14 protein-coding genes and 1 riboswitch are annotated in these 12,836 nt (G+C 49.3%); of the genes, 8 read left to right on the top strand and 6 right to left on the bottom strand.

Annotated elements, in window-relative coordinates; translation table 11 throughout:
* The 4 genes from HPY52_16585 to HPY52_16570 form a co-directional block, all read right to left on the bottom strand.
* Nucleotides 1-268 (bottom strand): IS630 family transposase (locus HPY52_16585; protein ID NPV81849.1); only part of this gene is annotated, 268 nt, incomplete at its 3' end.
* Between the two features lie 938 nt (nucleotides 269-1,206).
* Nucleotides 1,207-1,290, bottom strand: a riboswitch (cyclic di-GMP riboswitch).
* A 665-nt stretch (nucleotides 1,291-1,955) separates the two neighbouring features.
* Nucleotides 1,956-2,996 (bottom strand): HD domain-containing protein, encoded by a 1,041-nt coding sequence (locus tag HPY52_16580; GenBank protein NPV81848.1) that lies wholly within the window; start codon nucleotides 2,994-2,996, stop codon nucleotides 1,956-1,958.
* A complete protein-coding gene (locus HPY52_16575; GenBank protein NPV81847.1) occupies nucleotides 2,996-3,985 on the bottom strand; it encodes a GGDEF domain-containing protein in 990 nt (329 codons plus the stop codon). The genes HPY52_16580 and HPY52_16575 overlap by 1 nt, the downstream gene beginning before the upstream one ends.
* A 52-nt stretch (nucleotides 3,986-4,037) precedes the next feature.
* Complete coding sequence (locus HPY52_16570; protein ID NPV81846.1) at nucleotides 4,038-4,202, bottom strand: hypothetical protein; 165 nt, start codon at nucleotides 4,200-4,202, stop codon at nucleotides 4,038-4,040.
* A gap of 420 nt (nucleotides 4,203-4,622) precedes the next feature.
* Between HPY52_16570 and HPY52_16565 the strand changes: the two genes are divergently transcribed.
* From HPY52_16565 to HPY52_16530, 8 genes are all read left to right on the top strand, one after another.
* A complete protein-coding gene (locus HPY52_16565) occupies nucleotides 4,623-5,705 on the top strand; it encodes a hypothetical protein (GenBank protein ID NPV81845.1) in 1,083 nt (360 codons plus the stop codon).
* A gap of 46 nt (nucleotides 5,706-5,751) precedes the next feature.
* Nucleotides 5,752-6,396 (top strand): hypothetical protein, encoded by a 645-nt coding sequence (locus HPY52_16560; GenBank protein NPV81844.1) that lies wholly within the window; start codon nucleotides 5,752-5,754, stop codon nucleotides 6,394-6,396.
* A 238-nt stretch (nucleotides 6,397-6,634) separates the two neighbouring features.
* Nucleotides 6,635-7,090: a hypothetical protein gene (locus HPY52_16555; protein ID NPV81843.1), complete on the top strand. Its 456-nt coding sequence runs from the start codon at nucleotides 6,635-6,637 to the stop codon at nucleotides 7,088-7,090.
* 143 nt (nucleotides 7,091-7,233) lie between these two features.
* Entirely contained in the window at nucleotides 7,234-7,560 is a 327-nt protein-coding gene (locus tag HPY52_16550) for a hypothetical protein (protein ID NPV81842.1), read from the top strand.
* A gap of 91 nt (nucleotides 7,561-7,651) precedes the next feature.
* Nucleotides 7,652-8,101 (top strand): JAB domain-containing protein, encoded by a 450-nt coding sequence (locus HPY52_16545; protein NPV81841.1) that lies wholly within the window; start codon nucleotides 7,652-7,654, stop codon nucleotides 8,099-8,101.
* A 194-nt stretch (nucleotides 8,102-8,295) separates the two neighbouring features.
* On the top strand, nucleotides 8,296-8,499 hold the full coding sequence (locus tag HPY52_16540) for a hypothetical protein (GenBank protein ID NPV81840.1): 204 nt from the start codon (nucleotides 8,296-8,298) through the stop codon (nucleotides 8,497-8,499).
* Between the two features lie 113 nt (nucleotides 8,500-8,612).
* On the top strand, nucleotides 8,613-9,176 hold the full coding sequence (locus HPY52_16535; GenBank protein NPV81839.1) for a hypothetical protein: 564 nt from the start codon (nucleotides 8,613-8,615) through the stop codon (nucleotides 9,174-9,176).
* Nucleotides 9,177-9,340: 164 nt separating this feature from the next.
* Entirely contained in the window at nucleotides 9,341-9,598 is a 258-nt protein-coding gene (locus tag HPY52_16530) for a hypothetical protein (protein NPV81838.1), read from the top strand.
* 479 nt (nucleotides 9,599-10,077) lie between these two features.
* Here the strand turns inward: HPY52_16530 and HPY52_16525 are convergent, their stop codons facing one another.
* On the bottom strand, nucleotides 10,078-10,608 hold the full coding sequence (locus HPY52_16525; GenBank protein ID NPV81837.1) for a hypothetical protein: 531 nt from the start codon (nucleotides 10,606-10,608) through the stop codon (nucleotides 10,078-10,080).
* Nucleotides 10,609-11,138: 530 nt separating this feature from the next.
* A complete protein-coding gene (locus HPY52_16520; GenBank protein NPV81836.1) occupies nucleotides 11,139-12,761 on the bottom strand; it encodes a hypothetical protein in 1,623 nt (540 codons plus the stop codon).
* Nucleotides 12,762-12,836 lie beyond the last annotated feature (75 nt).

Below are 12,836 nucleotides of genomic sequence, written 5' to 3'. Positions count from 1 at the left end.
CACTTACTCGCTTATTGGTACCTGGCGTAATAATCTCTTTCTGCTGGCCTCGTCTCATCCAGCAGGAACGAACGTTAGGTAGCAGCTGGCAGTATGATTCGTCCTGAAAGAACACGGTACAAGCAGAACCAAAGGCCTTAAGGAATATGTCTATGACCGCAAGCTTGAAATCTTTCATAGGGTCAGACTTCAGAGCAACGAGTTTGGGCCTTCTCCATCGGAATCCCAGGCTATGGAGGATTCGTCTTATGGTACCGACGCTGAAGATAGGAGCACCATATGAGCACGAAGTGCCTCCCTTCCGACCGCGTGACGCGAGAACTTAATAAGCTCATCTCGTTGCTTGTAGCTCAACCTACCCACATAGATCATAGACTCATCCTCCCTGCTACAGGCCAATATGGTCTCTAGCAGGACATTGTAACATATGACTGGCAAAGTGGCAAATTTAATTGGATACTAACTTAGAACCTAGAAGGTGCATATGCGTTAACATAATGTTGTTGCTCAATGCCACAAGGGAGGATAGGCGTATGGATGCAGACCTCAAATGTCCTTCATGCGGGAGATGCTATAGAGGAGCAGAGGAGATGCTAAGCCGACCGGTAGAAATACAAAGGCATTGTCCAGGTTGTGCCCTCTGGACTAGAATCCTGCGTATTCTTATATCTTGTGCCACCTTGGTTACGATATTCTTCTATGCAATATATCTTAGGAAACACGGTTTTCAACTTGATGTTCTGGTATCCATTGTAGGATTAATCTCCGGTGCTTGGGGGGGATACCTCATTGCGACTGGAGTTCTGGACACAATCTTATGCGCAATCGGAGTTTGGGGTGGGAATGATACTGTTACAACCTACCTGCCGCGCCAAAACCGAAGAACGAGGTTAGGGCTATTCCTACTAATAGCGGGGTTTATCTGCCAAGCAATATCACTGCTCCTATGATGGGGATTGTCCTGTAAAAATGATTCGCTGAGTCATCTTAAGCTGAAAGGAACAACACTCTTGTATTATCAGGCCTACCATGGCAAACACCGATAATATGGTTAAGAGATAAGAGATAACTTTGACGCGATTCATGATCAGTTGATTATACCACCAGCGCTTCAGCTTCTCGCCCCACCCCATTTTGTGACGCCTGCTCTATAATATTGTTTATTCCTCCTGAGAAACATAAAGACCGGCAGCCATCATACCAATGATGGTAAGCGGCCGGTCTCGCTACTTTCTCCCACGCCCCTAAGCGACCGAATAAAGGGCCGTGTTCATTAAATCCGCTCCTTGATAATGTTTACGACGATATTTACGACACTGATTTAAACCTTCCTGCCTAAAAAAGTAAGGAGTGAAAATATTGTTCGGCTTCTTAACATAAACAGCTCCGGCTTAAGAGCGGAACCAATAGCGTCCATATGATGGCGCAAGAAGTAGAAGGAGCCGAAGGGGAGGAAGGCCCCCTTCCTCAGCGATGTTTCCCCTTTTGTGCCCGGCCAGAAGGCCGGGCACTTTCAATGTGGCTTGAACGGCGTGATTTTACGCTTTCCCGCCGTAAGGAAGGTTACCCGTCAGGTAGCCCGGCTACCAGCGAGTGCTATTACGATAGGCATGGGTGTTTTTGGTCCGGCGAGGAGGTTGTTACGGGCGCCTTCTCGCCTTCTCAATATGCACCCTCCAATCCGATGCTTCCTACACTCATACTCCATATGCTGCGCCACGAGCTACCATCCTTCTTCCTCTACCGCCTCCACAAAACAAAAACCCTGGGTACCGTACCCCCGGGCCTTGGGTTGCTGCCATCTTCAATTGGATTTTCCCCCTATTTAAATGTCAAATTAGACCGGCCCCTACAACAAGGAACCAGTTCCGGCAATGCTTGAAGAGCAAGAGAAATAGGGGGCGCAGGCTCCCGATGAAGCAGGAAGCCCCTTCCTTACAGGAAGGGGTAGTCCACTAGTCGAAAGCCGGAGCTGGCTTTAGCCTCTGCGTGCGATATATGAGGTGGGAATCTTCCTCTACAATCTCAATCCTCTCACCCCCATAAAGATTGAGTGCGTAACTCCCAGAGTATTTAGGGAGCAGACTTTTCTCTGATATGTAGACCCTTCCACCTTCGAACCCAACCCTTACAGAAGCATTGCGCCTGGTCATGCCGGCTGAAAGCCCGTCCAGCAGCTTAAATAGTCTCAGTTGAGGGAGCAGATGCGACGGGAAGTCACTTGGAAGTTCATTTTCCTCATGATGATGGTATCTTATGATATTGCACACCTCGTCTCCAAGCTTGTAATAACTGTATCCCATATCTGCTCCCAACCGTGCGTGGAGCTTGCCCGGAGGAAAGACTTCCGCGGGATTTACCATATCCCCGACATTCAGCACTGGCTGAGTCTTGCAAAGATCGTGATATATCGCGGCCTTTGTCAATATATCCCTTGAGATGCCGGGGAAATCGAATATACCAAGCGCCCCCAGATCGGCCGCGAGCTTGAGGATGTTTATCACGTGCCTGTGTGTCCCGTCTGCAATAACCCCGACTATCTTGATTAGCCCAGAGGCTGCTGGTTCATCCTGGTATTCCGGCGTGCAGGATAGCTTCCTAGCAACTGAGGGCTCTAAGAGGGAGAAGGTAAAGGCCCTGTCGATCTCCTCGCGCATAGTACGTTCCTCGGATTTTGCCCATTCAAACTCTGTCACATCTTCTGCGGCTAAGATTAAGGCATCATCCTCCAGCTTTTGGACAAGGAAACGCACATACCTTTCATCAGGAGACTTTACCAGTAATGAGTATACACTTCCTTCTCTGATCACTCCTTTGTTTAGGGCGATCTCCAATTGCGAATGGAGTTCATCCGGGATTCCCCCTGACGGAGGAACTTGGAAAAGCGACAACAGCCTTTTTACTTCCTCATTGGCCAATATGATATCAAGATTTGTCCCCAACTGCATTATCCCTACGGGAATCTTCTCAAACCAATCTAGTTTTCTTTCGTGCACTAAACTTCCTCCTTCTTAAATGCGGTGCGTCTCTGCTGGGACATTCGCTTTGCTTCGTACAGTCTCTGGTCAGCGGTCTCCATTACTTTCCGAACGGTAGTCCCATCTTTGGGGGAAAATGCCTTTCCAAAAGATATCCCGACCTCTGGCACATCCTTCAAGATCCGTTTCCTTATTCTGGCGCATATATAATTGACAATGAACTCACTGACATCTGGCACAATTATCACGAATTCATCGCCCCCATACCTGAACACGGCATCAGCGGGCCTCAGCGATTCCCTAAGGAGAACCCCGACCTTCTTCAGAGCCTCATCGCCTGCCAGATGACCAAGTCTGTCGTTGTAACGCTTGAAACCGTCAAGGTCGCACATTATGAGTGTAAAGGGAATTTGTCTATGTGAGAGATCTGAAGCGTATTCTTCAAGCGCCCTGCGGTTGTAAAGGCCGGTAAGAGGATCCTTGCCAAGAGCATCTTCCATGGTGAGAATATAGGATCTCGATAACCCTTGGGTTCTTCTCATAAGACGGCACGCAGTGTGGCTTGTCATCGTTATTCCCAGCGTATAGGCCAAACCAAACCAGTCTGTTTGAATCAGCGCGCGCAGGCTGAGAAATGCCAGGATTGATGTATTCATCATTGCCGAACGAAAGACCCAAATGGGGTGCCTTTCTATCCCATAAGTCACGATAGGCACTAGCACGAAGAACAGAAAGGGGCTCCTCTGAAATCCCGTGGTAAATATCACGGAGGCATTCAGGAGGAAGCCTGAAACCGGTGAGAGATAGCTGAGCCATGGATAGTAAAGGCGCTTCAGGTCAAGAAACTGAGAAGCGATGAACCCCGCAACAAACAACAGGGGTAGAAGGGCATAAGGCATTGGAGGCGCCAGGACTATATATGCAGGAGTAAAGGCGATACATAACAAAATCCGTGCAATACGCACCTCGCTTACTATGGATCGCATAAAGGACTCCCTTGATTCCATACCTAATCGTTACATCCTCCCCTTTACCTAGTGGACCTTTCTTTGGATTATTCTACTCCAATTGTTCTGTTCCGTCCAACTCTTTCCTCTTGCTAAATGAACTACCCTTTTCGTAGGGAAGGGGTAGTTCTCTGCTATGATTCCCTACGGCTAAAGCCTGGAGCACCCGCTGCCGCTGGACCCTGATCCCCGGGTCAATACCGATTCGATAGGGCATGAAGACTCCCCCTGCGAGGCTTCCAAATAGTCCATCAAATCTACAGTTCTACATGCGGTTGATTCATCCTGCCCCATCCTAAGAAGCCTCATCCCGCTCCATCCTCATAACTCCCCCAAGCTGAACGAGCCTTTAATAGGCCCAAATCCGGGAATTTTTCTCGGGAGGTCCATGAAACACCTGAAGCTTTCCCGAAATCTTTCCGAGCCCCACCCCTCTGCAGGGGAAGCATACAAAGGACCTTATATATTCCATCTCAATTCAAGACAGAAGGGAGGTGGAAGCATAGCAAGGCGGGCTTTGCTTTCAGGCCGGGCTACCGCAAAAGGCCAGAGATATAGCAGTCTTTAGGTTTATCCTTACATTCTCAGCCTATGGATAGCCAAACCAGAAATGTTCCAAGAGAGGGAGGAGACGAAAATGTCTATGATGAAGGGTGATGAATCTTTCATAACAAGCCTTTTTAGGACTGACCTTGTGAGGGTCTATGATGCGAGACCCACAAGCAACAACCATCCATCGGGGATGGTTGCTCTGTTCTCGGGGCTTTTAACCTTTAGAAGCGTGGTAATCAACGATCGAGCTGTATTAGGAAAGGATGTCTACGTTTTCTTTGAGAGGCAGAATGTGACCAGGGTTTTCTCGACGATGTTAGCTCGCCGCATAGCCAATGGCAGCGACGGCGCACCTCAGGGTGAGCTTACATTCACTCCGGTCCTCACAGTCTATGATACAAGACGGCTGCCCGGCCGGAACAACACCGCAGGCATGGGGCGACTATTCATCTCCCATGCGGAGTTCGGCATAAGCATTCCTTTCTGGGTTAAGGAACCTGAAACTGGAGCATATAGGATCGTGTTTCCAGGGTACTACATAACCCCGCCATATGACCCGGTAAAGGAGAAACTCACCCCCAAAGCACTGGAACCCAAGTGGATGGATAAATTCAGATGGCAGGTGGGTTCCCATGATATCTCCTCAGATATAAAGGGCGCGGCATTGAAGGGATGGCTTTATGGATTAGGGCTCACTGGCGCGCCAGCCCGCTCTGGTCATGAGTGGAGGAAGTGCGCTACTTGCAGGTGGCACATAACTCTCCATGGTGAAGGACGGAGCACATGGGAGATGAGGGATAAAGGTGATGTAGCACCCCGCCATTTCTGTGCTCACCCGGCCCGCATGAAAGACAGCGATCCAGTGCCACTTGCGACGGAAGCAGTGAGGTCCGCAAACGAAGCCCTGGCCCACTATGGGAGAAAGGCCAGGGTTGATTCGTTAATCTGGATAACCCCTCATAAGAAAGGGATACCGGCCCGCCTCCAGGAACAAGCCATCTGGGAGGAAGGGTGTGATCTGCATACCTTCCGTGGCGAGGCTGACTGGTCATGCATTACCTCTGCCGGTAAGAGAGTGGTGATAGAGATCCTAAGGATCGGGACAAATAAGATCCATGAGATTGAAGTGAGATTCCCAAAGAGCCCGGAGCGAAGGCCCCGGGCTTAATTATGATCTCCAGAACACTGATACCACCACGAAAGGAGAATAGATTATGCCAGCCGAGATATGGCAGGCCATGCATATTGACGAAGCAAGACAAGAGGACTATGAGATCACCAGAGGCGACGTTGTCTTGAAGGATGGAGTCCTTTACGTTGTCGAGGCCGTACGTGATGGAAGGATAAAGGCTATAAGGGAAGACGGAGTTGAGGTGGTAGCAAATATGGCTGAGTTCACCCTGCTGCAGGGAGATGAGCTATTCCAGGTTTTAGAGGCAAAGGCAAAGGTGAAGGAGGAAAAGCAGGCCATGATGACGCAGGCGCTCAATACCGAGAAAGAGGATAAACGCGACGCTGCGGCCCCAGCAGAGCGGCCGTTACCGCCCCTCAAAGGCGGCTGGTATCAGCTGGATGAATGTGGCGGTTATGAGATTGCGCCCGGCCTCAAAGTGACCGGGCTTCAGATTCTCAAGGCAAAGTATGAGAGCCCTCTCAAGGCATTTATCAACATACGCCTCAACGGGATCCTGACATTATATGGGTTCAGAATCCTCAAGCAAGGGAAGAGGGCTTCACTCCTACCACCTCAAAGGCAGGGTGAGATGAGATACCTTGATATAGTCGAAATAGAGGAGCTACCAAGAAAGAGGCTCGAAGCTCTCGTGCTGAAACTCGCCCAGAGGCTGACCATTATCTAAGGTGATTCCACGTACCGGAAGCACTCAGGCCTCCGGCCCGGCTTTTCCCCTCGCCCGCGTTTGCTATCCCGTAAGTCCCGCAGAGGACGCCCCTCACATATTAAAGCCCCTACCTTGAGAGGGCTGAGAATCAGCCTCCAGGCAGAGTACCGTTCAGCTCTGGTATATGTATGAGCGTGTCCCTCAATGATCAAAAGAAGGTCTTAAATGAAACTAAAAATCAAAAGGAGATGAAACTATGACCATTCGCGCTATGGCAGAGATATCTCATGCCCATATTCGTCCTATGTCAGGTGAAGAAATCGAAAATGAGCAGAGGTTTAAACGGCTCCATGCTGAGATGCAGAAGATATGGAACCGTATGAGTTCAGTGGATCAGAACGGGCCGGAGGTTCTGCCTTCGGCCAAGGTCATATACTGCAGATATTGCAAGCGTGCAAGGGAGAGTTGCTGCAAGGCTGACTGTGAGGTATTCCGCGACCTCGTGTTCGGCTGGGAGATCGGCATATCGCCTGAGCTTAACCGCATCGTCCCCGAAAGAGAAAGAGAAGACTACTTCGACCTGTTACTGGATCCCTGTAAGAGTTGCCCCAAGCGAAGGTCTCATATCGACCCCAAGACCTGGCGCAGGGTCCCTCCAAGCTGCTCAGGCACCAGGAGCAGGCGCTTTCAAGAGGTGATCAATGGCAAGTGATTGATGGCATGATGAAATCCCTGTAGGGCCCGCATCCATGATGCGGGCCCATTTATTATTCCAGCCGGAGATGGGGGTGATATATGGCTTAGGGGTCAGGTAATGAAATCATTAACCAAAATTTAGAAAGGATGGTAGAAGGCATGAACAATCTGAATCGTCAAGATCAGAATCAGGTGAGTGGCAGGGGTGACGCTGAGGTCATAATGATCACCCAGAAAGAGCTGGCTGAGATCGTAGTTACCGCGGTAAATGCTGCGCTTAACGCAAGGGAAGAAGTGAGGCCAGTAGGTCCTCAGCCGGTAACCCCGGAGGAGGCGAAGGCTCAGATAAGAGCAGCGGTAGACTCCATCGGGAGGACCGCGGTTGATTGCCTCAAGATCGCAGGTGGAGGGTTACTCGGGGCGATAGACGAGCTGTTTACCGCAGGCCTGAAAGTAGGGCTTCGAGTCACCGGGAGAATGCAATAGCACACACATACAAAACCACAAGGAGCACATGCAGTGGAGTGGTTCCAACTGGGGCTACTCCATTTAATTCTAATTGGAAAGGAGATCGGATATGAAGAAAGGATTCTCGCTGTATTCCATCAAGCTCGTGAAGTCAAAGACCGTTCCATATGATAGCACAGGGGTAAGCATCAATAACGCGTCAATAGCAGCAGAAGTCGCACGGCTGTATTACAGCGGCACAGACCGGGAGATCTTCTCTGTTCTTCTTCTCAACACCAAGAATCAGCTCATAGGAGCAAACATAGTGAGTGTGGGGAACCTGAACTCAAGCCTGGTGCACCCGCGGGAGGTATTCAAGCCTGCGATACTGGCCAATGCCCTTCAGATCATACTCGTCCATAACCACCCGAGCGGTGACCCCACGCCGAGCAGGGAGGATATAGAGATCACCAGGCGCATGATCCAGGCGGGGAACCTGCTGGACATACCGGTCATAGACCATATCATACTTGCTGAGGATCGCTACGCCAGTATACGAGAGAGAGGCCTGGCATTCTAATCTGAGTATTCAGGACCAGCCGATAGCCATAAGTATAATCCATCAGTTTATCATGCATATAGGGTTATAAGGTAATTCCTGGCATACATCAAGCATATCTGTGGAGATAGGATATGTCCGCGCGCCAAGAGCGGGCACTTTCTGTTTCTGAGGGATGGAGTGAGAAATCCTAGATATAAGAGGAGGCCAAGATCATGTTGAAGGTGAGATTCCATGGGACGGTCATAATGTGTAAATCCTGCGGGAGTGAACTATTCGAGGAGGTGACAGATGACCACTGCCAGATATTCCGGTGCATGAAATGCGGGGAGTTTATCGCCTTCGGCAATAAGGCTATGGTGGAGAGGATTAAGGTGCGTCAAGATCCCGCCGGGGGCGATAATAACGTCCTGTGGTGACATCCTGCACCTAAACATCATCTACCCGGGTATATGCCCATCGGTTACAGATGGACTTTAAGTTTCCTGGGGGTCCATGTGGGTTATGACTTCAGAACGAGGAGGAGAGAGCTATGGAGTTCGGTGAGGAATTCAGGAAGAGGTTTGTGAGGAGGCTACAGGGGAAAGACTTCATCCTCTACGGGGGTCTGCTTGAGCTTGCCCGTGAGAAGGGCATAAGAAGGCTCGAGGCTGAGATAGTCCAGATTCCCTCCCCGGAGAACGGGAATTATGCCGTGTGTTCGGCGATCATCGAGGGTGAGGATGGTTCCATACACCGCGAGGTGGGAGACGCCTCGCCCGACAACGTGAACCGGAATATAGCCCCGCATATCCTGAGGATGGCCGCCACGAGGGCCAAGGCCAGGGCCCTCAGGGACTTTACCGGGGTGGACATGACCTCTCTTGAGGAGATGGGTGAGGTCGAGGATGACTATGATGAATCACCCCCTATCAAGCAGAGTGGGGATTCAGAGCCATCCAGGAGAGGCGCCAGATCCGGCAGGAGTGACAGGGCTACTTTACCCTTATGCGACCACTGCGGGGCTGAGATAACGCAGTCGGTATATGACTTCTCCATGCGCAAGTTTGGGAGACCGCTCTGCATGGTCTGCCAGAGAAAGGCTGCAGCTGGGTGATCTTGAAGCAACCTGAGTATCCATAACAGATCTGGCCCGCCGGGAGCCACAAATCCCGGCCTTAATCATGTAAGGGGGGGAAAGGCCTCAAAATGAAGGATCCAAGTTAATCGAGGCCATAGAGTTGGTCATGAATGTATCAACCTTGAGAGGAGGTGAAACGAGTGAAGACCGTTCATAACTTCGATGAGGCCCTCCGTTACGTCCACCATCTTGGCTTCGCTCCCAACTCAAACATCGCCCATCAGCAGGAAGCACTATGTGGAGTGGTGGAAGCTCTAGAGGCTGCTGCCGGAGGGTACCCATTCAAGGTAGTAAATCATCGTTACAAGAGCCCCGAAGGCCATAGCTATCCATGGCTATCTGAGTTCATCGTCCATGGGGCCAAAGGGAAACAACGCGTCTTGCCCTGTAAGTTGTAAGTTGCGCGTATGAATCTACGAGATGTAACCAAGAGCCCGGCCAAAGGCTCTTTTTTGTGTCCCGAAACTGGAAAGGAGAAATGAGTGGTGAGACACCCACGTGCCGGAGATCTCAGTCTATCGGAGCTACCGTCCATCACAATCGGCGAGAAGAAAGGGGATCATATCATAATCGGCAACAACGGCAAGTATCCCAGCCTTAAGGAGCGTGGTCTACCATGAGAATCCGAATTCGTGCGCCATGGAATGCAAATGAAATAAAGGGGTTCAGGAGGCTCCTCGCCAAAGTCGGACGGCCAGATCCAGATGGTTCATAACTATCAAAAGCACATAATATGCAAGGAGGGGAAATGACATGGGGCTTAGCGGCGAACTCAAGAAGGAATTCGTTAAGCAGCTCCAGGGTAAAGGCTTCATTATTTCTCGCGACTAAAGGGGATCAACCTTGGCTTCCTATTCATCCCTATCGGATTCTTTCCTCAGCCGGTAAGCAAGGTCTGCAGCAGGTCTACCTTCCTCCTCCACAGATAACTTCTGTACCTAGACGCAAGGCAAGGAGCGGTCCGTGAGAATGGAGTATCCTTGACAGGCACCTGGCGCATCAGGCCACATTCAATCACAGATAGCCTACTGCAGCGCATAAGTTTGATTTCAAGAATGACCAACTCCCTTACAAGGGCTTCACGAACCTCATCCTTTGGTGCTAGGTCCTCCAGATAAGCCGGGTAAAGCATCTCGTATGCAGCCACTTCCCATGGACATGGCGAACCATAGGAGATCTCCTGGAGAATTTGTTTACCTTCATCCTCGCTGCTAAGCGGACACACCTCCTTATAAAAGCATCCGCTCCTCTTGCAAGGCAGAAACTCACAATAGAGACCATGTTTAACCCCGTTCAGGCTTACAATGAACTTACCCTGGGGTGTCCTTGGCCCGGAAGCATGTGGCGGAGGAAGGTTTCTTGTGACCGCGGCTATGCCCTCAACTGTCTTTGGTCCTGTTTTTGCCATATGCATCACTCCAATTTGGATTGTATGGTTTCGGGGAATTGGCATACTTGTCCTGCCGTGAGGGTACTACTTCTCACATGCAACAACTAAATTTAATGAGTAGGCGAACGTATGAGGAGCAACATCAAATGCAGAAGTGTATGTTCATGCAATACAGATCAAAAACCTACCCCAAAGACCCATAAATGAGGGTATCTCATATTGATATGCGCCGTGAGATAAGTTTCGGCAACCCAAAAAAACGTGAGCATAATGAAACCTGGTCACTAGCAAGGTTACATGCGAGATCTTGAAGCAAGGACGCCAAAAACCCTTATAGTTTACTATAAAGGGTTTTGGCGTCCCAGTAACTGGCAACATAGCTTATAGACATTAATCACCCTTACTCATGAAGGATAGATCTTGGAAGAAGCAGATCAATTCAATCCACGGCGATTCTCCTAAGTATAGTCTACCTTCTCGCTCAGTAATCTCAAGGGATAGATCGAACTCGTGCATAGAGAACTTCAGAATCATGTTCATCGCTATACTCAAGAAGCCTTAAAAAGTTTTGGCACTCCATCATAATCGCCTGTCATATCCATCCGACAGAAAACGAATCCATTTTCTACACGATGTTCCATTCGGGTTTGTTCCTCCAATACGCTTTTGTAGTGTCTTTGAATCGTTCTGAGAGCTATATCGCACACAGACTTAAGATTCTTCGGGGTAATCTTTATGCCCTGTTCTTGAAGTATCTTAATAGCATCAGAGATCTTCTGCCGGGTGCTTATCTTGCGGGGATCTCCAGCGATGTCCTTACCGTCGACCACCTGGTCAATCCTGACAAATTCGGTAGGCTGATCGCAAATGATATATACTTCCTGAGTCTTTCCAGATTTTAGCGGCTCATTCACCCTCGCCCTGCCTATCGCTTGCTCATACTCCGCCCTGATAAAACAATCAAAAAAGAGCTGTATATAGGGGTTTGAAAAGCTATATGCTGGGACTGTTCTTACATAATAAAGCTTGTCATCTTCACATTTCAGGTTGATGGGCTTATGCACCTTATGATCTTTATCTTTCCTCATCCTTTCTACCTCTTCTTCGTCGTCCCAGTCCTGCCTGAATAGGATTCGTGTCTGCCTTACGATCTCGTCGAAAGGAATCATCGGGAAACCGACAACGAACAGGACTTCGGCGTCTTTGAAGTGGTTGAGACCCCGCACATTGTTGAACCAGCCTACACGATTTTCTCCGAGTTTGCGCACGAGTTTCTGTTGGTCGATAAATTGCTTGTGCGATATAATGCAATAAGAACGTCCATCGGCGAGTATCTTAATCTTCCTGAGGATGCCGTCTATTGTATTCTTGTTGCCCATCTTTTTATTTTTGACTATGGAATTGACCCCATAATTGCCACCCACGACCTGGATAACCTTGGAATGCTGTTCTATGTCATAGCCTGAAAGATCAAATTCTTTGACATTTCTACCGGTAACTGTCTGCAACATCTCTTTGCTCATTGTTGCATCAAGGACTATGATTTTCTTGTTGGGAAGATATGACGTCCTATGATAGCAGTGTTTCCCATTCTTGTGGCGAATCTTCTCGCCACTCTCCGTCAGATATTCGATATCATCCAGCAGCAACCTGCCATGAAGTCCTTGTTCGCGCGCTTTCATGATAGACTCAGCAAGTTTCGCGTTAAAGCTCCTTTTGCTCCCCTTTTCTAACTTAAAGGAATCACTTGGCAACACATCCCTAGTCTGTATTGCACGCAAAGCAATTAGGAATCTCCTTACAAGGTCATCTTCTGGCATATCGGCAAGCACCTGCTGCGTGAATGAGATATCTTCCTCGGTTATGATTATCTCCTGCCGATAATGGCTTAGAAAGTTCTCATCGATCACGAGCAGATCCTTATTGAGATACTCCACGGCATGAGTGCTGAGGTGGCTGTGCATTCCTATCACAATAGAAGCTCGCTTGGCATCTTGGTACTGCTTAAGGTACGGGCATTCTCTCCGGGGGTCAGAAAAGCATTTAAGATCCTTGTTAAAACAAAACATGGTCTTTACGAGGAACTTCAGCAGCTCGCTCAACTCGGTGATGTCATCGATGAAATCGCACTCGAGCTCACCGTCTTTGATCATTTGTTCTCTCGACTTCAAGTGGACCGCATTGGGGAAGATCTTAAGTACTTGTTCGGCCTGGTTATGCGATGACGCAAGCCACAGACAGCTGGT

The organism is Bacillota bacterium, from assembly GCA_013178415.1.
In the GTDB taxonomy this organism is placed as follows: Bacteria; Bacillota; SHA-98; order Ch115; family Ch115; genus Ch115.
The sequence above is the reverse complement of the archived record's forward strand: the minus strand, read 5'-3'. Positions and strand labels throughout refer to the sequence as shown.